This window comes from Neisseria sicca (assembly GCF_003044565.1).
Classification (GTDB): domain Bacteria; phylum Pseudomonadota; class Gammaproteobacteria; order Burkholderiales; family Neisseriaceae; genus Neisseria; species Neisseria sicca_A.
Map to the genome: position 1 here is coordinate 129,953 of NZ_POXG01000003.1, position 20,035 is coordinate 149,987.

General features: G+C 50.4%; 27 protein-coding genes and 1 pseudogene. 18 read left to right on the top strand and 10 right to left on the bottom strand.

Annotated elements, in window-relative coordinates; genetic code table 11:
- Window positions 1-12: 12 nt before the first annotated feature.
- From DBZ16_RS16630 to DBZ16_RS07755, 6 genes are all read left to right on the top strand, one after another.
- Window positions 13-219, top strand: a complete 207-nt coding sequence (locus DBZ16_RS16630) for a hypothetical protein (protein ID WP_107813564.1) — start codon at window positions 13-15, stop codon at window positions 217-219.
- A 67-nt stretch (window positions 220-286) separates the two neighbouring features.
- Entirely contained in the window at window positions 287-658 is a 372-nt protein-coding gene (locus DBZ16_RS07735) for a hypothetical protein (protein WP_240600288.1), read from the top strand.
- A 63-nt stretch (window positions 659-721) separates the two neighbouring features.
- Entirely contained in the window at window positions 722-1,147 is a 426-nt protein-coding gene (locus DBZ16_RS07740) for a hypothetical protein (protein ID WP_003757696.1), read from the top strand.
- Entirely contained in the window at window positions 1,144-1,419 is a 276-nt protein-coding gene (locus tag DBZ16_RS07745) for a hypothetical protein (RefSeq protein WP_003757700.1), read from the top strand. The genes DBZ16_RS07740 and DBZ16_RS07745 overlap by 4 nt, the downstream gene beginning before the upstream one ends.
- Window positions 1,420-1,557: 138 nt before the next feature.
- The gene (locus DBZ16_RS07750; RefSeq protein WP_002261809.1) at window positions 1,558-2,031 is read left to right on the top strand and encodes a D-Ala-D-Ala carboxypeptidase family metallohydrolase; all 474 of its coding nucleotides are present in this window, start codon (window positions 1,558-1,560) and stop codon (window positions 2,029-2,031) included.
- 403 nt (window positions 2,032-2,434) lie between these two features.
- Window positions 2,435-2,944 (top strand): hypothetical protein, encoded by a 510-nt coding sequence (locus DBZ16_RS07755; protein ID WP_070857396.1) that lies wholly within the window; start codon window positions 2,435-2,437, stop codon window positions 2,942-2,944.
- Window positions 2,945-3,002: 58 nt separating this feature from the next.
- On the opposite strand, the gene DBZ16_RS16365 is transcribed toward DBZ16_RS07755, so the two are convergent.
- Together DBZ16_RS16365 and DBZ16_RS07770 are read right to left on the bottom strand one after the other, a co-directional pair.
- A complete protein-coding gene (locus DBZ16_RS16365) occupies window positions 3,003-3,974 on the bottom strand; it encodes a BRO-N domain-containing protein (protein WP_240600291.1) in 972 nt (323 codons plus the stop codon).
- Between the two features lie 259 nt (window positions 3,975-4,233).
- Complete coding sequence (locus DBZ16_RS07770) at window positions 4,234-5,388, bottom strand: site-specific integrase (protein WP_070656627.1); 1,155 nt, start codon at window positions 5,386-5,388, stop codon at window positions 4,234-4,236.
- 137 nt (window positions 5,389-5,525) lie between these two features.
- Between DBZ16_RS07770 and DBZ16_RS07775 the strand changes: the two genes are divergently transcribed.
- Entirely contained in the window at window positions 5,526-6,512 is a 987-nt protein-coding gene (locus DBZ16_RS07775; protein WP_107813565.1) for a tRNA dihydrouridine synthase, read from the top strand.
- Between the two features lie 100 nt (window positions 6,513-6,612).
- Here DBZ16_RS07775 and DBZ16_RS07780 read toward each other — a convergent pair whose 3' ends face one another.
- Window positions 6,613-7,785 carry an alpha-hydroxy acid oxidase gene (locus tag DBZ16_RS07780; protein WP_107813566.1) on the bottom strand — a complete coding sequence of 391 codons (1,173 nt, stop codon included), beginning with the start codon at window positions 7,783-7,785 and terminating at the stop codon, window positions 6,613-6,615.
- Window positions 7,786-8,142: 357 nt separating this feature from the next.
- Here DBZ16_RS07780 and iscR point away from each other — a divergent pair, with 357 nt between their 5' ends.
- From iscR to iscA, 9 genes are all read left to right on the top strand, one after another.
- Window positions 8,143-8,589 (top strand): Fe-S cluster assembly transcriptional regulator IscR, encoded by a 447-nt coding sequence (iscR, locus tag DBZ16_RS07785; RefSeq protein WP_107813567.1) that lies wholly within the window; start codon window positions 8,143-8,145, stop codon window positions 8,587-8,589.
- Window positions 8,590-8,618: 29 nt separating this feature from the next.
- Window positions 8,619-9,833 carry an IscS subfamily cysteine desulfurase gene (locus DBZ16_RS07790; RefSeq protein WP_107813568.1) on the top strand — a complete coding sequence of 405 codons (1,215 nt, stop codon included), beginning with the start codon at window positions 8,619-8,621 and terminating at the stop codon, window positions 9,831-9,833.
- A gap of 188 nt (window positions 9,834-10,021) precedes the next feature.
- On the top strand, window positions 10,022-10,447 hold the full coding sequence (locus DBZ16_RS07795; RefSeq protein ID WP_107813569.1) for a hypothetical protein: 426 nt from the start codon (window positions 10,022-10,024) through the stop codon (window positions 10,445-10,447).
- A gap of 50 nt (window positions 10,448-10,497) precedes the next feature.
- Window positions 10,498-11,241, top strand: a complete 744-nt coding sequence (locus DBZ16_RS07800) for a hypothetical protein (RefSeq protein WP_240600294.1) — start codon at window positions 10,498-10,500, stop codon at window positions 11,239-11,241.
- Between the two features lie 179 nt (window positions 11,242-11,420).
- The gene (locus tag DBZ16_RS16515; protein ID WP_276308303.1) at window positions 11,421-11,549 is read left to right on the top strand and encodes a hypothetical protein; all 129 of its coding nucleotides are present in this window, start codon (window positions 11,421-11,423) and stop codon (window positions 11,547-11,549) included.
- A 67-nt stretch (window positions 11,550-11,616) separates the two neighbouring features.
- Entirely contained in the window at window positions 11,617-12,003 is a 387-nt protein-coding gene (gene iscU / locus DBZ16_RS07805; RefSeq protein WP_003674559.1) for a Fe-S cluster assembly scaffold IscU, read from the top strand.
- Between the two features lie 443 nt (window positions 12,004-12,446).
- Entirely contained in the window at window positions 12,447-12,695 is a 249-nt protein-coding gene (locus tag DBZ16_RS07810; protein WP_107813570.1) for a recombinase RecA, read from the top strand.
- A gap of 61 nt (window positions 12,696-12,756) precedes the next feature.
- Window positions 12,757-13,308, top strand: a complete 552-nt coding sequence (locus tag DBZ16_RS07815; RefSeq protein ID WP_240600297.1) for a hypothetical protein — start codon at window positions 12,757-12,759, stop codon at window positions 13,306-13,308.
- A gap of 60 nt (window positions 13,309-13,368) precedes the next feature.
- Window positions 13,369-13,689 (top strand): iron-sulfur cluster assembly protein IscA, encoded by a 321-nt coding sequence (gene iscA / locus DBZ16_RS07820; RefSeq protein ID WP_003680782.1) that lies wholly within the window; start codon window positions 13,369-13,371, stop codon window positions 13,687-13,689.
- On the opposite strand, the gene DBZ16_RS07825 is transcribed toward iscA, so the two are convergent.
- The gene (locus DBZ16_RS07825) at window positions 13,649-13,870 is read right to left on the bottom strand and encodes an alternative ribosome-rescue factor A (protein WP_080614271.1); all 222 of its coding nucleotides are present in this window, start codon (window positions 13,868-13,870) and stop codon (window positions 13,649-13,651) included. The two genes, iscA and DBZ16_RS07825, sit on opposite strands and share 41 nt — an antisense overlap.
- Window positions 13,871-13,952: 82 nt before the next feature.
- On the opposite strand from DBZ16_RS07825, the gene hscB reads away from it, so the two are divergent.
- Entirely contained in the window at window positions 13,953-14,459 is a 507-nt protein-coding gene (gene hscB, locus DBZ16_RS07830; RefSeq protein ID WP_107813572.1) for a Fe-S protein assembly co-chaperone HscB, read from the top strand.
- 253 nt (window positions 14,460-14,712) lie between these two features.
- Here hscB and waaF read toward each other — a convergent pair whose 3' ends face one another.
- Window positions 14,713-15,738: a lipopolysaccharide heptosyltransferase II gene (gene waaF / locus DBZ16_RS07835; protein ID WP_107813573.1), complete on the bottom strand. Its 1,026-nt coding sequence runs from the start codon at window positions 15,736-15,738 to the stop codon at window positions 14,713-14,715.
- A 378-nt stretch (window positions 15,739-16,116) separates the two neighbouring features.
- Here waaF and DBZ16_RS07845 point away from each other — a divergent pair, with 378 nt between their 5' ends.
- Window positions 16,117-16,545, top strand: coding sequence for a hypothetical protein (locus DBZ16_RS07845; RefSeq protein WP_107813574.1), 429 nt, complete (start codon window positions 16,117-16,119; stop codon window positions 16,543-16,545).
- A 251-nt stretch (window positions 16,546-16,796) separates the two neighbouring features.
- On the opposite strand, the gene DBZ16_RS07850 is transcribed toward DBZ16_RS07845, so the two are convergent.
- From DBZ16_RS07850 to DBZ16_RS07875, 5 genes and pseudogenes are all read right to left on the bottom strand, one after another.
- Window positions 16,797-17,261 (bottom strand): low molecular weight protein-tyrosine-phosphatase, encoded by a 465-nt coding sequence (locus DBZ16_RS07850; RefSeq protein WP_107813575.1) that lies wholly within the window; start codon window positions 17,259-17,261, stop codon window positions 16,797-16,799.
- Between the two features lie 7 nt (window positions 17,262-17,268).
- Window positions 17,269-18,369: a conjugal transfer protein gene (locus DBZ16_RS07855; RefSeq protein WP_107813576.1), complete on the bottom strand. Its 1,101-nt coding sequence runs from the start codon at window positions 18,367-18,369 to the stop codon at window positions 17,269-17,271.
- A gap of 156 nt (window positions 18,370-18,525) precedes the next feature.
- Window positions 18,526-19,383 carry an ABC transporter ATP-binding protein gene (locus DBZ16_RS07860; protein ID WP_107813577.1) on the bottom strand — a complete coding sequence of 286 codons (858 nt, stop codon included), beginning with the start codon at window positions 19,381-19,383 and terminating at the stop codon, window positions 18,526-18,528.
- Between the two features lie 113 nt (window positions 19,384-19,496).
- Window positions 19,497-19,613: pseudogene (locus DBZ16_RS15830) on the bottom strand (IS5/IS1182 family transposase); the annotation flags it as partial.
- 9 nt (window positions 19,614-19,622) lie between these two features.
- On the bottom strand, window positions 19,623-19,838 hold the full coding sequence (locus DBZ16_RS07875; RefSeq protein WP_240600300.1) for a hypothetical protein: 216 nt from the start codon (window positions 19,836-19,838) through the stop codon (window positions 19,623-19,625).
- Window positions 19,839-20,035: the final 197 nt, after the last annotated feature.

Genomic DNA, 20,035 nt, shown 5'->3' on the forward strand with positions numbered 1-20,035 from the left:
GAGCAGAAGTAAATGAAAGCAGTCAGGGATATAGCCTTATGGCTGGCAGTAACGATTTGGATCAACTTTTTCCCCGACAGTTACCACTATGATACCGTTCCACAGGGACGGTACGGATACTGGCATGCAGACCATCCGTGGTATCCCTATGCGCGCTTTCTGCTGCCTTTATTTTTAGCCTGTATCCTTTTCTACCGTCATTTTCGGAAACGGAAATAGATACGGCTGCAAAACCGAAACCGTCTGAATGGTTCAGACGGTCTTTTTTTATCCAAAGGAAACCATCATGTCAAAAGACAAAAATCAAATCATCGTCGGAATCAACCGTGAAATCATCGATACCGAAACCGACAGTTCTGCCGAGTTTCACGTCATCCGACATATATCGCTGGATTATGCAACCGGCTTTAATGTGGTGTCGTTAGACAGCTACGTGCGCAAATCGACATTTGAACGTCGCGGACGTTCGGTCGGTTCGATGCAGTTGAATATTCCGGGCGTGCCGCCGCGCGGTACGGATGTATTGGACTGGGCATACCAGGCTGTTGTGGCGGCGGTTGAAGAGGGTGCGGTCGATGCCTACGGTCAGCCTATTTCCGCCAACAGCCTGACCGGCGCGGAGTTGGTCTATGCCGATTTGCCTGAAGCAGCCATCTGATTCATAACACGGAAGGTCGTCTGAAAAACAGTTTCAGACGACCTTCGCATAAGGGAAAAGAAAATGTCTGAACCGATTATTACCCCTGCCGCCGTTTACACTTTCGGCGGTGTGGTCGGCGCAGGTCATCTGTTGGGGATGCCTGTCGATGCAGTCGTGCTGGGCGCGGTGGCTTCGGCGGCGGTAACGATGATAAGCGAGCCGAAAAGCCGCTGGATGGTAGTGGCCTATATCGTTATCGGCGGGCTTTTGGGTGGCGCTTTTGCCCCACCGCTGACGCATTTCTTAATCGGCGAAGTAGTTGGCAGCCATCCGTCGCTGGGTGAGCAGCGCATACAGTTTGCACATGCCTTTGCCCCCGTCGTTGTCGGCTTGTTGTGGCAGGTATTGTTGAGATTTGCCCGCGCCGTTTGGCCATCGTTCGAAAAGCATGCAGACGATATTGTGGAGTGGCTGCTGAACCTTCTGCCGTGGAGACCGAAAAAATGAAATTACTTTTGATTCTTTCTGCCGCCCCATCACTGATTTCGGCGTACTTGATGATTTGTCGTCTGAATGGGCGCAAGTGGAGTGCATTGTCGCCGGAGGCGTGGGCGTATCTCGCCTTTTTAGGTGGAGCGATCTATACCTTTTACATAGTCTTTGCTTACGGGCTGACGCCGAGCTTAGGCAAATTTATGATGGATATTGCCGCCTGTGTATATTTCGGCAGCCGTTCGGTACGGGTTGTCAAATGGCAGCATCGGCATGGTTTGAAATAGTTTGCCTGAAAAAAGTAAAACGCCGTGGAGCATACAGCTTTGCGGCGTTTTCGTATCAAAACTTTGTATGCAGAATTATTGAGATAGCCGCCTGTTGTTTAGGCGGCTTTTTATTTGAAAAGAACATGGAGAACCGAAATGCAAGTTACCAAAAATTTCAGTCTGCGCGAGTTGACACGCAGTGAAACCGCTCGTCGCGCAGGAGTGCCGAACGAACCGTCGCCCGCCGAAATGGACAACATTTATTACACCGCACAGCAGCTTGAAAAAATCCGCGAATACGTCGGTCGCCCGATTATCGTAACAAGCTGCTTCCGCAGCGAGCGGGTGAACAAATTGGTCGGTGGCAGCCCGACATCGGCGCACCGACACGGACTTGCCGCCGATTGCGACGCATCGGGCATGACCTCGCTGGCATTTGCCAAACTGTTAATCAAAATGCGTGATGAAGGCGCGCTGAAATTCGACCAGTTGATACTCGAATTTCCCGAGCGCGGGGACGGCGCATGGGTACACATCGGTTTCCGACGCAACAGCCCGCAACGCAACCAGATACTGACCGCAACCAAGAAAAACGGCAAAACCGTGTATCTGCCCGGGCTGCATCCTTGAGGTCGTCTGAAAAAGCGAAACGCCGCGATGTTTAGAGCCATCGTGGCGTTTCTGTTCACCATTTAATATGGAGAGTGTTGGAAAGTGAAGGAAATTCTAGCCGAAATAACGGCATTAATCAAGGCAATAGGGAGTGAGAGTATGGTCGAACTGGTTAAGAGTAAATGGGTAAAATTTTCGATAGGGACTGCAATATTACTGCTCCCCATTATTCCGTACATGCCGGATATTATCCGCGCAGTGCAGGGACGCTAGAAAGGAAATACGCAAGATGCTTGAATTGATCGACAAATCCGCGCGGGCGCGGCGGTTTATGTGGGCAGCTTTGGCGGCCGTCCCGCTGACCGTGCTTTTGTGGAAACTGCCCGAAATCCTGTCTGTTTTAAAGTAAAGGCCGTCTGAAATGGATATTTTATTGAAATACTGGAAGCCGGTAGGCGTATTGCTGCTGATAGTCCTGATTTTTACCGCATGGCATTTCGACCGTGCCGAAAAATACCGCATGGGACGGGAGGCTGCTGCTGCCGAAATTTCGAATCGTCTGAAAGACGGCTATATCGAGCAGGCAAAGCAGGCGCGTTCTGCCGAGAAGAAGGCAGCCGCCGCGTTTGCCGAACGACAAACCAAATTAGAAGAGGAAAAACAAAATGCTGAAAAAACTGTTGCCGCTATGCGTCTTGAGCTTAACCGCCTGCGCCACTACGCCGCCGCCCAAAATCGCAGCAGAAACCTGCCCGCAACCACTACCGCCGCCACCGCATCTGATGGCGCGTCAGATTCCCAAGGCTGGCTATTATTCGGGCAGTGCGCTGAAAAATATGCAGGACTGGCAGAAACAGCCGACGGACATGCAGCCGATTTAAGGGAATGGCAGGCATATGGTCATGCAGTAAGCAGCCAGCGTGCCGAATAAGCAACCGCCCGAACCTGTAAGAAAAGATTACAGGTTCGGGCGGCTTGTCCCATTGCCATCAGCAGCAGATCAGTTCCATTATCGTATTTTGCAGGCGCGTCAATTCAAGCATCGCACATTTGAAATTGTCGTCGGTTTGATTTTGGTTTTCCTTGCAGAACATAAAGTTCTCATGGGCGTCGCTGACTATCTTGGCCAAGTTGATGATTTCGTTTGCCGCCGCGCATTCCGCCAGCCCGATTTCCGACGTATCGCCGTCGTATGTCAGCAGGCGGGCGATGGCGGAATTGTGGCTTTCCGCAATCTCGCGTTTTCTGCATTGGGCATCGCTTGAATCGGCAGCTTTGACCACAACAGGCGCGGGGAGTTGCTTTTTCTCCTCTGCCGCCAGCATTGCGGGCAGGCTTTCAGCCTGTTGCGACAGGGATGCGCCGAGGCCGAAGGGTTTGACGGGGCAGTTTACGCCGGCGACGATGGGGCGACCGGCTACGGTTTGAGTCTGTTTGTGCAGCCAGCGGATGATGGAGACAAGTTCGCCATACGTTGATTCTCGCGGGGTTTTGTTGAATTTGCCGGAGAGATGGTCGTCAAAGTTGCCCCATCCCCAGCCGTGGATTTCGCGCAGGCGGTCGCCCAGCATGTAGATGACTTGGATGAGTTCGTCGCGGGTCGGAAGCTGGTCTTTGACGGACGGGGTAGATTTGGCTTGGTAGCCGCCTGTTTTGCGGATGGTCGGGATGACCTCTTCAAAAATCCAGTCTTGGAATTTAATGGCTTCGGCTTTATTGGAACGGAAAATCACGCGGTACAGGTTGGGTTCGCTGATGAAGGTTGCCTCCTGATTCCTGCCTAATTTGTCAGTGAGGTACATTTTATGTACCCCATCTTCTTTCAAATTAAAACGTGATGATTTTGTATTCTGAATTTCAAGAATTTGCGCAACGTCGGTTAAGCAAAATAGTGGTTCACCATTGTGCATTTCCACGCGAACTTGAGATTGATTGAAGTTGAAGTGTTGAACTTGGTTCATTTTGATAGTCCTGTAGAAGTTTTCTAAATGCCCGAATCGGGCGACCGCGTGGTTAGAAACCCTCTACAGTAGGGCGGACTTATTCCCCGAAAACGGGTCTTGTATTCGTCGCCCACGCGGTCATAGAAACTTCCTGCTATCGAAACAAACAACAAGAAAGAAAATTCTAGACACAAAAAAATCACATTGACGGAGTGATTGCCGCTGTAGTGTGGTTTCTACGCCACGAACTGAACTTTAACTAAAAGCCGCCGCGCCGTCAAGAGGAATTTTCAGACGCTTTGGACATTGCTTCGGCAAAATCCAACCGTCGCGGACGGCGGCGGATATTGGTATAAACCCGCATGCTTTCCCAGTCCCCGTGCAGCGTAACCTGCTGCATCAGCGGGATGGACAGCCCGTCTTCGGCAAGGCGCGTCGCCCCTTCGTGCCGTAAATCGTGAAACCTTAAATCTTCAATATGCAAGGCGCGGCAGGCGTTGGTAAATAGTGCGCTGATTGTTTTCGATTGATACCCGCCCAAAAGCAAATCGGGGTTTCCCTGCATCTGTCTTCTGATTTTCTCGCTCTGCAAAGCTTCTATCAGCGGTATTAACTCGTCCCTGACTTCAAATTTCTTATGATTTCCCTTGCTTCCGCGCGGGTGTTTTACATCTCTTACCAGCCATTGACGCGTTTCCAAATCCAAATCCGCCCATGCCAGCCGTCCGATTTCTGCCTGCCTGCGACAGGAATATATGGCAAACCACATAATCAGGTGCATAGGCACGCGCATATCGTTTGAGCTTCTGCGGTTCCACGAAAAATAAAAGTAATCTGTCAGCTTCTGCAATTCTTCTGATGTCGGCAGTCTGTCGCGCTTTTCCGCTTTGCCAATGACCCGCGCGCGCCGTAGGCCTTCAATCGCAATATCGATTTCAGACCAAGTAACTGGATAGCCCCAAACAAAATGGGCATGCTTCAAAATCGAGCGCAAATATTGCAGGTCTGAATTGATGGTGGATGGCTTGACCGGAAGCAGACCCAATTCATCCGATCCGCGTTGGCGGATAAAGGCATAAGACGTGAAATCCTCGCGACGCAACCGGTCGATGCGCTTGTCGGCAATCTCAAAATTCATCACAAAATTCAGTGTCCTGAACTTCGAATCACTATACTCTGTTCGCACTTCGTCCGCATACCGCTTGGCGGCTTCCCGAAGGGTGGGGCATAATGTTTGCCGTTTCTCGCGGAAAAGCAGTTCAGGGTGCATTTCAAGCTCTGCCTCTCTTAATTTCAGCCATTCGACTGCCATAGCCTTTTTAGAAAAGGTACGACTTTCCGAGAAATCAGGGTAGCCCGCCTTTTTAATCCGTATCTGCGCCCGATATACGATAGCACCTGACGGATTGGTTCGTTTTGTTATCGTTCCCATTATTTGCACCATATACAAATTAAATAAAAATGGTGCATATATGGTACATTGAAAATGCTAAAACGTGCAGAAATAGGGCGGAATAATACAAAATAAACACTTTTAAAAATTAAATAAAATCCAATGAAAACAATCAAATGACTGAATTTAAAGAAAAATGCAGAATTGTGCTTGCTCCGATGCAGGGGCTGGTGGACGATGTGATGCGCGATTTGCTGACCCGTATCGGCGGCTACGACGAATGTGTCAGCGAGTTCGTTCGCATTACACACACCGTCCATTCCCGTTCCATCTGGCTTAAATACGTCCCCGAAATCGCCAACGGCAACAAGACCCCCGCAGGCACGGCCTGTACCGTCCAGCTTTTAGGCAGCGATGCCGACAATATGGCGGTCAACGCCTTGGAAGCCGTCCGCTTCGGCGCGGACAAAATCGACCTCAATTTCGGTTGTCCCGCGCCGATGGTCAACAAACACAAAGGCGGCGCCGTCCTGCTCAAAGAGCCCGACCTTATCCATCACATCGTCAAAACCCTGCGCCAACGCCTGCCCGAACACATCCCGCTCACCGGCAAAATGCGGCTCGGCTACGAAGACAAAAGCCTCGCGCTCGAATGCGCCGCCGCCATCGCCGAAGGCGGAGCCTACGCCCTGACCGTACACGCGCGCACCAAAGTCGAAGGCTACGAACCGCCCGCGCATTGGGAATGGATACGCAAAATCCGCGAACACGTCGCCATCCCCGTAACCGCCAACGGCGACGTGTTCAGCCTCAAAGACTATATCGGCATTAAAGAGATGACGGGCTGCAACAGTGTCATGCTCGGTCGCGGCGCCGTCATCCGCCCCGATTTGGCGCGCCAAATCAAACAATACGAAAACGGCGAAACCGTCCGCGATACCGATTTCGCCGAAGTTTCAGTGTGGATAAACCAATTTTTCCATTTGTGTCTCGCCAAAGAAGCGAACAACAAATACCCCGTCGCCCGTCTGAAACAATGGCTGGGCATGATGAAGAAAGAATTTGGAGAAGCGCAGGAATTGTTTGACGAGGTAAGGGCGGTTAAAGACGCAGAAGAAGTCGCGCGGATTTTGGCGGCATTTGAAGACAAGATGAATGCCTGATAATGATGAGGTCGTCTGAAAGTTTTCAGACGACCTTTTTATATGAAAAAGCAAACCGGCGGTTAATCTGTTTAACCGCCGGTTTGGTGTTTCAAAGCAATCAGAACTTATCGTTTGACCAGCGCGTGCTTTGCAGGATGCTGGCATCGACGTCCTGAATATTGCGATGGCCGGTAAACGCCATGGATATGTCCATTTCCTTATATAGGATTTCCAGCGCGCGGGTAACACCTTCTTCGCCGTATGCGCCCAAGCCGTAGAGGAACGCCCTGCCTATCATCGTGCCTTTTGCGCCCAAAGCCCATGCTTTGAGAACGTCCTGACCGCTGCGGATGCCGCTGTCCATCCAGACTTCGATGTCGCTGCCGACTGCGCTGACGATGTCGGGCAAGGCTTTGATGGAGGAGACGGTATCGTCGAGCTGGCGACCGCCGTGATTGGAAACGACCAATGCGTCCGCACCGCTTTGCGCTGCTTTTTCCGCATCTTCAGGTTCCATAATGCCTTTGATAATCAGCTTGCCGCCCCACAAATCTTTAATGCGGGCGACGTCGTCCCAGCTCAGGCGCGGGTCGAATTGTTCGGACGTCCACGAAGACAGCGAAGACAGATCGCCGACGTTTTTGGCGTGTCCGACGATATTGCGGAACGTGCGGCGTTCCGTGTTCAGCATTTTCATGCACCATTCGGGCTTGGTTGCCAGATTGATTAAATTGGCGATGGTCGGTTTCGGCGGCGCGGACAGACCGTTTTTGATGTCTTTGTGGCGTTGCCCCAAAACCTGCAAATCGGCGGTCAATACCAATGCCGAACATTTGGCGTCCTTTGCACGTTTAATCAGGTTTTCCATAAACTCGCGGTCGCGCATCACATAAAGCTGAAACCAAAACGGCGCGCTGGTGTTTTCGGCAACGTCTTCAATCGAGCAGATGGACATGGTGGAGAGTGTAAACGGAATGCCGAACTTCTCCGCCGCCCGCGCAGCCAAAATTTCGCCGTCGGCGTGCGCCATGCCGGTAAAGCCAGTCGGCGCAATCGCCACCGGCATTTTCACATCCTGACCGATCATTTTGGTTTCCAGGCTGCGACCTTCCATATTGACCAATACCTTTTGTCGGAAGCGGATGTCTTTGAAATCCGAAGTGTTTTCGCGGTAGGTGGTTTCCGTCCAAGAACCTGAATCGATGTAATCGTAAAACATGCGCGGCATTTTGCGCTTGGCGACAAGGCGCAGGTCTTCGATGCAGGTCATTTTGCTCAAATCGCGTTTCATTGTTGATTGCCTCTGTTAAGGGGTTGCTTATGTTATGGCTGGGGTCGTCTGAAACGGAGTAGGGCGGTTTCAGACGACCTTTTGCAATACCATAATGATTTAGTATGAATTAGATAATCTATATCAATCGCAATTATAAAGCAAATGGTTTTAACCCCGCCAAAAGCAGGGTAATAGCACTTTTCAGACGACCTCAGCTTCAAGTTTCAGATAAAAAAGAGAAATCTTTAGGGAGATAAAAATCAATTCGCACAGTCATTTAAACAAACAATCGGAAGCCTTGTGAATATACTTGACTGAATCACTCAGATATTAGACAATCGCACCACTATAAAAAAGCCGACACAGGCACCTACCATGAGACTGACCACAAAAGGGCGTTTTGCCGTTACCGCCATGATCGATTTGGCGATGAACGCGCAAACCGGCGCTGTCAAACTCAGCGCCATCAGCGAACGCCAAAGCATTTCGCTTTCCTATCTCGAACAACTATTCAGCAAACTGCGGCGCGCCGGGCTGGTTGAAAGCCTGCGCGGCCCCGGCGGCGGCTACATCCTCGCCGCCCCTCCCGCACAAATCAATATCGCCCAAATCATTTCCGCCGCCGAAGACAAGCTGGACGCCACCCAATGCAGCAGCAAAGCCAACTGCCACCACGGCGCGCCCTGCCTGACGCACGACCTTTGGGAAAATCTGAACAAAACCATCAACGATTACCTCAGCAGCGTTACCCTGCAAAGCATCATCGAACAGAAAAACTGCGATGACGGCAGCCACGTCATCCAATTTACACATATCCATTAAGTACATTACAGAAAAAGAAAGAGCAAACCATGACCGTCAAAACCCCCGTTTATCTCGACTACGCCGCCACCACCCCCGTTGACAAACGTGTTGCCGAAAAAATGATTCCCTATCTGACCGAAACCTTCGGTAACCCCGCTTCCAACAGCCACGCATTCGGCTGGGAAGCAGAAGAGGCCGTCGAAAAAGCCCGCGCCGACATCGCCGCCCTGATTAACGCCGACCCCAAAGAAATCGTCTTCACCAGCGGTGCGACCGAGTCTGACAACCTCGCCATCAAAGGCGCGGCAAACTTCTACAAAACCAAAGGCAAACACCTCATCACCGTCAAAACCGAGCACAAAGCCGTGCTCGACACCATGCGCGAACTCGAACGCCAAGGTTTTGAAGTGACCTACCTCGGCGTGCAGGAAAACGGTTTAATCGATTTGGAAGAACTCAAAGCCGCCATCCGCGACGACACCATCCTGATTTCCGTAATGTGGGTGAACAACGAAATCGGCGTAGTGCAAGACATTCCCGCCATCGGCGCAATCTGCCGCGAACGCAAAATCATCTTCCACGTCGATGCCGCCCAAGCCTGCGGCAAAGTGCCTGTTGACGTAGAAGCCGCTAAAATCGACCTACTGTCCATGTCCGGTCATAAAGTATACGGCCCCAAAGGCATCGGCGCACTGTACGTCCGCCGCAAACCCCGCGTCCGCCTCGAAGCCCAAATGCACGGGGGCGGTCACGAACGCGGTTTCCGCAGCGGCACCCTGCCGACCCACCAAATCGTCGGCATGGGCGAAGCCTTCCGTATCGCCAAAGAAGAACTCGAGCAAGACATGGCGCACTACCGCAAACTGCGCGACATCTTCCTCAAAGGCATCGAAGGCATCGAAGAAGTCTATATCAACGGCGACCTCGAACACCGCGCCCCGAACAACCTGAACGTCAGCTTCAACTTCGTCGAAGGCGAAAGCCTGATTATGGCGGTGAAAGAACTCGCCGTATCCAGCGGCTCCGCCTGCACCTCCGCTTCGCTCGAACCTAGCTACGTCCTGCGCGCGCTTGGCCGCAACGACGAACTGGCGCACTCATCCCTGCGCATCACCTTCGGCCGAATGACTACCGAAGAAGAAGTCAAATTCGCCGCCGAACTGATCAAGTCCAAAATCGGCAAACTGCGCGAACTGTCTCCGCTGTGGGAAATGTTCAAAGACGGGATTGATTTGAACTCAATTGAATGGGCGGCGCATTAACCTAGAGAAAAGGTCGTCTGAAAGTAAGGGAAGACTTTTCAGATGACCTGCTATGTAAGATTTATATTGTACGATAGAGATACAAAGCTAAGTGTAGACCGAAAACTAACAGTTTAATAAAAAACGTTGAAATTAATAAAAAAATATAATCAACATTATTTTTTCGTTCATTGGAAGTGATTACTATAATGGAAGATGAAAATTTATATCCCAAAATTTTATTGTATATCAAAGAGCGGCATATACGTAAAAAGATATTTCATTGGCTTGAGAAGGATGAGTCAATTACAAATCTAGACGAGTATACAAAAAAGAAAATAATGGAATTAAATAAATTTGTAGAGAGTAAAGTAATAAAAAATCCATTATTTGTAGAACACCCAGAGTTATCTCTAATTAGGCGGGTTCAATTTAAACGTGCCGATGATCGTCCAAAGGAATTGAGTAGAGTGGATGATGAAAATTTAGGTCAGTTGGTTACCGATCAAATAAATTTTTGTCTGAGTAAAAATTCAGATTTCTTACCATTAAAATACCATGCAACTAATGAATTATTTTTACAAGAAGTTAGGCGATACGTTATAGAATTTATGCAGACTATTAAGCAATCGTAGGCTGAGTTGAAAATACAATAAGTTCTTAAAATCAGCAAGCGTAGGTTGGGTTGAAAACCCAACAAGCCTATCAATCTGCTCGAAATGTTGGGTTTAACAACCCAGCCTACTTAATAAATAGAAAAAGGTCGTCTGAAAATCTCCCCAAAGACCTTTTCAGACGACCTTCTTCCAGAAAAATACTAAAAATGACTATAAAAAATAAAACACGCTACTTACTTTCTTGTCTGATGCTATGTTCTGCCCCGCTGGTTTCAGCACAGACACAACCCGATTGGTCAACTATATTTAAATCATTTGAAAACGGCTGCCAATTCGATAAACGTTTGGAAAACCTGTTGGAGTCATTTAGTGATGTAAGCCACGACTGGAGTGATAAGGACTCTAAATATCAAAACCTGCGTTTGAATCATCCCAATAGAGTCAATCTGCCAAATGTTTACCGTGATCTTGCGCACCCGCCGATGACTTTGCACCGCGCAGAGTTTAGTGAAGATGGAGAACAGTTCATTCTTGATCAAACCCGTTTGAAACTCAGCGGTACTTACTATCGCTTGCCTGTGGTTCATATCAGCCAGACGTTCCAAATAGAAACCGCGGGTTACAGCTACACCCGTTTGTTGTTGGATGTACCACTGGAACAGGCACGCAAGGTGTTAAAAGGCAAGTACCGTCCTGTTCGAAAATACAGTTTGATTTTAGAAGAATACGAAACCCTGCAAGCAAAACTGAAACCGATTAATGTTAACGGCAAACCCCAAACAATTTTGGAATGTGCTTTTGTAAATGGCTGATGAAAAAATTGTAATAGCAAGCGTAGGTTGGGTTGAAAACCCAATAAGCCTATCAATCTGCCCTAAATGTTGGGTTTAATAACCCAACCTACCTATAAATAAAAAAGGTCGTCTGAAAATCCCCAAAGACCTTTTCAGACGACCTAAAAGCCACCACATTAAAATCAAGGATGCAGCTCATGAGCGAACAAGAACTTGACCTCGACAATCTCGACAACCTGCTTGAAGATTTTGACGGCGTTACCGTGGAAGGCGGCGTCGATTCGGAAAACGACGACGGCTGCGAAGGCGGTGCGTGCAAAATCTAACTCAGGTCGTCTGAAAACCGGCAAACAAACCACTGAAACCATCAAAAAACATTAAGGAAACCACATCATGGCATACAGCGATAAAGTAATCGATCACTATGAAAACCCCCGCAACGTCGGTACTTTCGATAAAAACGACGAATCTGTCGGCACCGGTATGGTCGGCGCACCTGCTTGCGGCGACGTGATGCGCCTGCAAATCAAAGTCAACGACGAAGGCATCATTGAAGATGCGAAATTCAAAACCTACGGCTGCGGCTCTGCCATCGCTTCTTCCAGCCTGATTACCGAGTGGGTCAAAGGCAAAAGCTTGGATGACGCGCTGGCAATCAAAAACAGCGAAATCGCCGAAGAACTGGAACTGCCGCCGGTAAAAATCCACTGCTCCATCTTGGCTGAAGATGCGGTAAAAGCGGCTGTTGCCGACTATCGCAAACGTCAGGAAAACAAATAACCCGATTCGGTTGGCGCTTTGTCGGAAGACGTTTGTAGGATTTCTGAAAGCTCTAGGGGTTTCGGAAAAACAAAACCGACGACTTGTTCCCTCTCTCGTGAAGAAGAGGGTAACGGTACAAAAACTTAATCCTTTTGAAGTTGCCGCCAAATTTGGGACTGCCTGCCAATCTATCCCCTCTCCCTGCGGGAGAGGGTTAGGGAGAGGGCGATAAGCCGTAGGCTTATATTTAGTCGATATCCCTGCAAAATCAAAAGAGACGGCATGCCTTCTCTCGTGAAGAAGAGGGTAAGGACACAGAAACTTAATCCTTTTGAAGTTGCCGCCAAATTTGGGACTGCCTGCCAATCTATTCCCTCTCCCCGCGGGAGAGGGTTAGGGAGAGGGCAATAAGCTGTAGGCTTATATTTAGTCGATATGCCTGCAAAATCGAAGGAGACGAAATGCCTTTTACCGATGAAGAAGCCCAATCCCTGCTTGCCGTCAAAGGCATAGGCAAAACCGTATTGCAGCGTTTGCAGCAAATGGGTTTGGATGATGTTGCCACGCTGGCGGCAGCGGATTTGGACGATGTTTTGGAACAGGGCGCGAAATTGACCGGCTCGACCTGTTGGAAAAACAGTCCTCAGGCCCGTGCAGCCATGCAGGCTGCCGTTGTTTGGGCGCAGCAGCGACAGACAACAGAAAATTGAACAAGGTTAGATAAATGGGGGTAAATGCGGTATCGCGAAAATACTGTTTTACGCATATAGTTTGATACTGCTGGTCGGATATACTTTATTTGCGGTGGTGAATTACTATCCTCCGCAGCAAAGCATTGTTTTAAAAGAAGGTGCTCGGGTAAAATTATCCTATGTTGCGATCCAAAACAGTCAACCGCCCCTTATTACGATTGAGCGTGAATCCGGGCAGGCGAAACTGCATGCGGCAAGTGTGGAACCCTCGCCTGACGACATTACTTATCAAGTCTATACGCCACAAAGCACAAGCAAAAGCGCAGCACATGCGCGGCGGCGGATAGATATCCGCTGTTTGGACTGCGCGGATACGCCGATTGGGTTAAACCATATCGAAGTGGAAATCTTGTCTTTGCGTCCTGAGATACGGGGCGAAACTGCACGGGTATATTTAGCCTCTCGGACCTGGTTGGGTTCTGCATTCCGTACGCCGTTTAACCTCAATTGGACAGGCAGTATTTATGGCTGGCTCAGTCTGTTAGCACTCTTCCCCGTTTGGCTGGGTATTTGGCTGATTTGGGCTGTGTTGCTGTATCGTCAGCGGCACCGCAGGTTGCCAAAAAGTTAACTCAAGTTTCAGACGACCTGAAAACAAGTATTTTCAATCTATATAAAAAGGACAAATATTTTGATTACCATCACAGAAAATGCAGCCAAATACATCAACAACTACCTGACCAAACGCGGCAAAGGCTTGGGCGTGCGCTTGGGTGTGAAAACCAGCGGCTGCTCGGGCATGGCATACAACCTTGAATTTGTCGATGAGGCGAACGAGGACGACCTGATTTTCGAAGAACACGGCGCCCGCATCTATATCGACCCGAAAAGCTTGGTTTATCTGGACGGCACGCAAGTCGATTACACCAAAGAAGGTTTGCAGGAAGGTTTCAAATTTGAAAACCCGAATGTCAAAGACTCTTGCGGCTGCGGCGAGAGCTTCCACGTTTAAGACAAAAAAGTGGCGGGACAGTATCAAACCCGTCCCGCCATTTTTTCGCTTCCTGCCTGTTGTAGCTGCCTTTGCCTTTTCTTTTCCGTTCGACCTTGTGTCGGAATAAATCGGATTTCACTAAGGCTTTTAAAGCATTGTCGCGGATTTTGCCTTTATTGTGCTGCACTTTACTGCTCATATTCAGTCCTTTTGGTTAAGAATCAGCGGATTATAAGGCAAAATCAGGCTTCTGCCGAAAATTTCACATTAATTATCCTGCCATGTCTCAATATTTCACACTCTTCCAGCTTGAACCCGCTTTCGATATCGACGCCGAAAACTTGGAGCAAACCTACCGCGCCTTGGCTGCCCGTTTCCATCCCGACAAATTCGCGTCCGCCTCCGCCTTCGAGCAAAAGCAGGCAGTGATGATGTCTTCCACCATCAACGATGCCTACCGCACTTTGAAAAATCCCATCGACCGCGCCGCGTACCTTCTGAAAGCGCAGGGCATTGATGCCGATGCGCCGGAACATACTTCTTTCGCACCTGAATTTCTCATGCAGCAAATGGAATGGCGCGAAACGCTGATGGATGCGCAAATGGAGCAAAACAACGAAGCCCTGCGCGCGTTGGACCAAGAAATCAGCCGCGAACAAGACAAGCTGTATCAAGATTTGCGGACTGCCTTTGCAGAGAAAGATCACGAAGCCGCCGCACAATGGGTGCGCCACGGCAGGTTTTTAAACAAACTGCGCAACGAAATCGCCGCCGCGTTGCAAGATTGAAGACAAAGCTTTTGAGCGAATCTAAAAGGTCGTCTGAAAACCGGAGTAAGGTTTCAGACGACCTTTTGTCGTATGGCGGCTCTTGTAAATAAAGGGCAGCAAAGTGGCAAACTATAGTGGATTAACTTTAAACCAGTACGGCGTTGCCTCGCCTTGCCGTACTATCTGTACTGTCTGCGGCTTCGTCGCCTTGTCCTGATTTTTGTTAATCCACTATATATCGTTTGCGATTCAGGGATTATGGTCTGATGGCTTATTCGGATTGAGTTTGCGCCAATTCTTCCGCCGCTTTTTGAACCATGTCCGGCGTGAGCTTGTTCAGGCAGTCGGTGTGTCCCAACGGGCATTCGCGTTTGAAGCAGGGCGAGCATTCGAGGTGCAGGCTGACGATTTTGGCTTTTTGGCTCAATGGCGGGGTGTGGTCGGGGCTGGACGAGCCGTAGGCGGCGACGAGTTTGCGGTCGAGGGCGGCGGCGAGGTGCATCAGGCCGCTGTCGTTACAGACGACGGTGTCGGCGCAGGAAAGCAGGTCAATCGCTTCGGAAAGGTTGGTTTTGCCGCAAAGGTTGGTACAGAGGTCGTCTGAAAGTCGGTTGATTTCTTCGGCGATGTCGAAATCTTTTTGCGAACCAAAGAGCCAAACCTGCCAGCCTTCCGCCAGATAGCGGCGGCCGAGTTCGGCGAAATGGCGCGCGGGCCAGCGTTTGGCAGGGCCGTATTCCGCACCCGGACAGAAGGCGAGAACGGGTTTGTCGGTGTTTAAGCCATATTTGGCAAGCGCGGCGGCGCGGCTTTCGGGGGAAATGGTGAAACGCGGGTTGTCGGAATGCCCGTTGAAGTCCGCCTGCGTCGGGTGTGCGAGGGCGGTGTAGCGGTCAACCATCAGGGGCAGGGCGGCTTTGTCGAGTTTGCGGATGTCGTTGAGCAGCAGATAGCGCGATTCGCCGACGTAGCCGGTGCGCTGCTTGATGCCGGTGGCGAAGGCGATGAGGGCGGATTTGAGCGAACCGGGCAGGACGATGACTTGGTCGTAACCTTGTTTACCCAGTTCGCGCCCGATACGCCAGCGTTTTTTCAACTCTAACGCGCCGTGTCCGAACGGGTTTTCAATAATGCGGTTGATTTCGGGCATACGCTCGAACACCGCCATCGACCATTTGGGCGCGAATGCGTCTATGGTGCAGCCGGGATGGAGTTCGTGCAGGCGGCGGTAAAGCGGCTGGGTCATGACGCAGTCGCCGATCCAGCTCGGGGTGATGATGAGGATTTTTTTGGACATGGTGGTAGGGTAGGTTTGTATTGCGCGATATTGTATAGGAAACCAAGGCGCATGGGGCGGCGAGTGCGGTTTGACGGTATTGTTGTCTAAAGGGTAAGAGGTCGTCTGAAAAAGCGGGTTGAAATCAGCGGCGTCATGTTGACTGAATAAGGGTTTTGAATAAAAATCGAACCCTTATAGTGGATTAACTTTAGACCAGTACGGCGTTGCCTCGCCTTAGCTCAAAGAGAACGATTCTCTAAGGTGCTGAAGCACCAAGTGAATCGGTTCCGTACTATCTGTACTGTCTGCGGCTTCGTCGCCTTGTCCTGATTTTTGTTAATCCACTATAATATCAATGGGCTTGAAAGTCGCGCTTTGAGGAGGTTTGAACGTATCGTGTTTTTTCAATTTCAAAACAAGCAACAGCGGATTTTTTCTTTATTGATCGTGGCGGTTGTGATTGTCATCGTTATGACCTTATGGTCTTATGCTTGGGCGCAATATTTTGATTTAGGGGTGAATGAACCGAAGGAGGCGCTCGAAGTTGCTGGATTTGCTTTGTTGGTGCAATTTTTTCTCTGCCTGCCTTATCTTTATTTCAAGAGATATTTTCTTGCCTCTCTTTTGGTAACATCGCTCTTTAATGGCTTTTATCTGTTTTGGTATTGGAGCAATTCGACGCCGCCGTGTTGCGGAGACATGGCGCAAGGCTTGATAAGTATGCTGTTTATGTTTGCTGCTGGTGTCTATTTCGTTGTCTCCTGTTTGATGATTATTGCGCGTTTGCATACTAAAAAGGTCAGGAAAATCGGACAGCCCTCATAATCCGGCATAGATATAGTGGATTAACTTTAAACCAGTACGGCGTTGCCTCGCCTTAGCTCAAAGAGAACGATTCTCTAAGGTGCTGAAGCACCAAGTGAATCGGTTCCGTACTATCTGTACTGTCTGCGGCTTCGTCGCCTTGTCCTGATTTAAATTTAATCCACTATAAAAGGTCGTCTGAAACCTAAATTTTAGGTTTCAGACGACCTTTTATCTTGTTGTGTTCAACTTTAAACGCTGTGTAATCCAATTCAAACCAAACCCAGCTTTTTCAGCAGCGCGATGCTGCCTGCGTCCACAAGTCTGAAGGTTTCGTCAAAGTCGCCGGTGTACCACGGGTCGGGGACGTGGCGGTAGCCGCTTTCGGGGATGAGGTCGGTGAGTTTGAAGATTTTGTCGGGGTGTTTGCCGAACATTTTTTCCAATTCGGCGAGGTTGTTGTCGTCCATGGCGATGATGAAGTCGAATTCATCGAAATCTTCGGAACGCACTTTGCTGCTGGTAAAACCTTGATGGTCGATGCCGTGGGCGGCGAGGGTTTTGCGCGTGCCTTGGTGCATGTTTTCGCCGTCGTGCCAGCCTGATGTGCCTGCGCTGTCGGTGCGGACGCGGTGGGCTACGCCTGCTTCGCGGGCGCGGTGGCGCAGGACGTATTCCGCCATGGGGGAGCGGCAGATGTTGCCGAGGCAGACGAAGAGTACGGAATGGTTTTTCATAGGCGGTTTAGGCGTGTTCGGAGAAGAATGGGTTGTGTCCGTCTAGGGACAGGGATTGCGCGTAGGTCGGCAGGTCGGCATTTTCCGGTAAAACGTCGTGCAGGATGCGGATATGCTCGACGCGGCATTCCGCCATCAGGTCGAGGAAGTTGTGTTGGATGACGGCGATGTTGTCGGAAGACGAAAGGTTCCATACGAACACTTGCGGGACGACTTCAAACGCGCTGTCGGTTGCGTTGAAACCGAACAGAATCTGCCCGCCCGCCCTTGCGGCGATGACGACGCCGACGCGCGGACTCTGCATACGGATGGCGCGGATGGCGTTGGTGGCGAACACGTCCATCGCCATGCGCTGACGGGTGTGGCTGCCGTCGGTCAGAGCTTGGAGCGGGGTGTTTGGGGACAGCGGATTGGTGAAAAGGGTAACGCCGTCGGCGGCAAGGCTTTCCTGCCAAACCTGCATCAGCGGCAGACCTGCCTGTTGCAGATTGACGCCCAATGCGTTTTGCAGGTTTTTATCGCCGTAGCCCAAGGCGTACACGACATGGACGGATTGCCCTTCGGGGCAGATCAACGGTTTGTCTTCAAAGGTTTGCAGGAACGCGGCGGCGGATTCGCTGTTTTGTTTCGCATTCCACCATTGTTCGGGTGTGATGCCGCTGAGGTCGTCTGAATGGGCGAGGAAGGGCAGCCATTGGGTGTTTTGCGTTAAGGCGCGCAAGTGGGGATAGTTGGACAAGCAGGCGGTCAGTGCTTCGGTAGGCAGCGTCAGGGGCAGCGTGCGCTCTTGTTTGCAGCCGGCGACGATGACGACCGGCAGGGCAAACCATTGGGCTTCGTCGTCGTTTTCGGCGGATAAGACTTGATTGATGCTCTGCATCAGCGCGTTGTAGGTCTCTACATCGGGTGCCATGGTCATGGCGACAGACAAGTTGACGTAGTAGTTTTGATGGAGCTGGCTGCGGATTTCGGTTTGCAGCTGTCCCACAGCAATCTTGCGGGTTGCGGCGGTCGTGCCGTGTGCGAGCAGGGAGGCGTTCACCAGTAAATGGTTTTTAACCGGAGTCTGCGGATAAGGGCGTGTGTCGTGGAGGATGAAGGTGTTCATATGGATATAAATCGGTGGTTGTCCGGACAGCTCGGATTATAACAATATCGGGATACGGATTGGGAAAAGGTCGTCTGAAAACGACGTTTCGGCAGCGTTCAAACAAATATCGCAAGCTGCCTCAAACCCTTTTGACGTTTTCAGACGACCCTTTTTCTAATTTTCTTTGTTTTCTTCTTTTGCCCAGTGTTCCCTTACCCGCGCCTTGCCGTCCGCGTCCAAACGGCGGTAAAGGTTGATGACTTCCTCGGCGGAGGCAGTGTTTTCCGGCTGAGCCGCGCCGAACATGGAGCGCACATAATCATCCGCCGGATGGTTTTGAATATCCTGCGGCGTATCGACTTGCACCAGCCTGCCTTGGTGCATCACGCCGATGCGGCAGGCGAGCTTGGCGGCTTCGTTCATGTCGTGGGTAACGAAAACGATGGTGGTGCCGAGTTTTTTGTGAATCAGGGAAACCGTTTCCTGAAGGGAAGCGCGGGCGAGCGGGTCGAGGGCGGAAAAGGGTTCGTCCATCAACAAGATGTCGGGTTTGGCAGCGATGGCACGCAGGATACCGATGCGCTGCTGTTCGCCGCCGGAGAGTTCGTGCGGATAGCGGTTTAGGTAGGTTTCGGGTGGCATACCGACCAGCTCGAGCAGCTCGTTCACGCGCGATGTGCGCTTCGGTTTGTCCCAGCCCAAAATGTCGGGCATCAGCTCGATGTTCTGCCGCACGGTCATAGTGGGGAATAGGGCGATTTGTTGCAGCACATAGCCGATGCGGTGGCGCAGCCCGCGGATGTCGTAATCTTTGATACGCCTGCTGTTGAAATAAACATCGCCGTCGGTCGGCTCGGTCAGCGCGTTAATCATGCGCAGCGTGGTGGATTTGCCGCTGCCGGAGCCGCCCACCAACACGAAAAACTCGCCTTGGTAAATGGTGAGGTTCAGTTCGTTTACGGCGGTGTGGTTGTCGTAGCGTTTGCTGACGTTTTTAAATTCGATTAAGGGAGTATGTTCAGGCTGCATCATAAATATCCTTTGCAACTTCGACAAAGCGGCGCGGCTCACGTTTCAATAATTTCGGCAGGTCGTCTGAAACGGCGGCGGGTTAGACAGAGGTTTTGGTGGAAGTTGGGTTTTTATAGTGGATTAAATTTAAACCAGTACGGCGTTGCCTCGCCTTGCCGTACTATTTGTACTGTCTGCGGCTTCGTCGCCTTGTCCTGATTTAAATTTAATCCACTATAATTTGACCTACTTGCTGAAAGTTACACAAATTCAGGGAAATGCCGTTGCAGTTGTTCGGCCGTGAGGCTGGGGGCAATCAGTTCTTCGTCTTCATCACAGGCAACGGCGACAAAATCGGGGGCGACGAGCTTGGCGCGCAGCAAGTCTTCGGTAGCGCGGCGGCAGGCGCGCGGAAAGCATTGGCGGAAGCGGTCGTATAAATCGTCCCAATCGGCACGCAAAAGAATTGAGAGCAACAGCGTTGATTTTCCACTGCGAAAAAGCGTATTCCCGTTATTTCAGTGAAGATGTGTTTAAAGCATTGTTAATAAAAAAAACAGAGAGTTGTATATTATACCGAGCGCTAGCTATACAGATTTATACGACAATTAAGCAGGCAAAATTCCATACGATAAATTTGAGCAATTCTTTAAAGCGAATTTGAAATAATGAA

Coding starts and splice junctions, on each gene's coding strand:
- DBZ16_RS16630 (WP_107813564.1), top strand. CDS start 13: ATGAAAGCAGTCAGGGATATAGCCTTATGGCTGGCAGTAACGATTTGG.
- DBZ16_RS07735 (WP_240600288.1), top strand. CDS start 287: ATGTCAAAAGACAAAAATCAAATCATCGTCGGAATCAACCGTGAAATC.
- DBZ16_RS07740 (WP_003757696.1), top strand. CDS start 722: ATGTCTGAACCGATTATTACCCCTGCCGCCGTTTACACTTTCGGCGGT.
- DBZ16_RS07745 (WP_003757700.1), top strand. CDS start 1,144: ATGAAATTACTTTTGATTCTTTCTGCCGCCCCATCACTGATTTCGGCG.
- DBZ16_RS07750 (WP_002261809.1), top strand. CDS start 1,558: ATGCAAGTTACCAAAAATTTCAGTCTGCGCGAGTTGACACGCAGTGAA.
- DBZ16_RS07755 (WP_070857396.1), top strand. CDS start 2,435: ATGGATATTTTATTGAAATACTGGAAGCCGGTAGGCGTATTGCTGCTG.
- DBZ16_RS16365 (WP_240600291.1), bottom strand. CDS start 3,974: ATGAACCAAGTTCAACACTTCAACTTCAATCAATCTCAAGTTCGCGTG.
- DBZ16_RS07770 (WP_070656627.1), bottom strand. CDS start 5,388: ATGGGAACGATAACAAAACGAACCAATCCGTCAGGTGCTATCGTATAT.
- DBZ16_RS07775 (WP_107813565.1), top strand. CDS start 5,526: ATGACTGAATTTAAAGAAAAATGCAGAATTGTGCTTGCTCCGATGCAG.
- DBZ16_RS07780 (WP_107813566.1), bottom strand. CDS start 7,785: ATGAAACGCGATTTGAGCAAAATGACCTGCATCGAAGACCTGCGCCTT.
- iscR (WP_107813567.1), top strand. CDS start 8,143: ATGAGACTGACCACAAAAGGGCGTTTTGCCGTTACCGCCATGATCGAT.
- DBZ16_RS07790 (WP_107813568.1), top strand. CDS start 8,619: ATGACCGTCAAAACCCCCGTTTATCTCGACTACGCCGCCACCACCCCC.
- DBZ16_RS07795 (WP_107813569.1), top strand. CDS start 10,022: ATGGAAGATGAAAATTTATATCCCAAAATTTTATTGTATATCAAAGAG.
- DBZ16_RS16515 (WP_276308303.1), top strand. CDS start 11,421: ATGAGCGAACAAGAACTTGACCTCGACAATCTCGACAACCTGCTTGAA.
- iscU (WP_003674559.1), top strand. CDS start 11,617: ATGGCATACAGCGATAAAGTAATCGATCACTATGAAAACCCCCGCAAC.
- DBZ16_RS07810 (WP_107813570.1), top strand. CDS start 12,447: ATGCCTTTTACCGATGAAGAAGCCCAATCCCTGCTTGCCGTCAAAGGC.
- DBZ16_RS07825 (WP_080614271.1), bottom strand. CDS start 13,870: ATGAGCAGTAAAGTGCAGCACAATAAAGGCAAAATCCGCGACAATGCT.
- hscB (WP_107813572.1), top strand. CDS start 13,953: ATGTCTCAATATTTCACACTCTTCCAGCTTGAACCCGCTTTCGATATC.
- waaF (WP_107813573.1), bottom strand. CDS start 15,738: ATGTCCAAAAAAATCCTCATCATCACCCCGAGCTGGATCGGCGACTGC.
- DBZ16_RS07850 (WP_107813575.1), bottom strand. CDS start 17,261: ATGAAAAACCATTCCGTACTCTTCGTCTGCCTCGGCAACATCTGCCGC.
- DBZ16_RS07855 (WP_107813576.1), bottom strand. CDS start 18,369: ATGAACACCTTCATCCTCCACGACACACGCCCTTATCCGCAGACTCCG.
- DBZ16_RS07860 (WP_107813577.1), bottom strand. CDS start 19,383: ATGATGCAGCCTGAACATACTCCCTTAATCGAATTTAAAAACGTCAGC.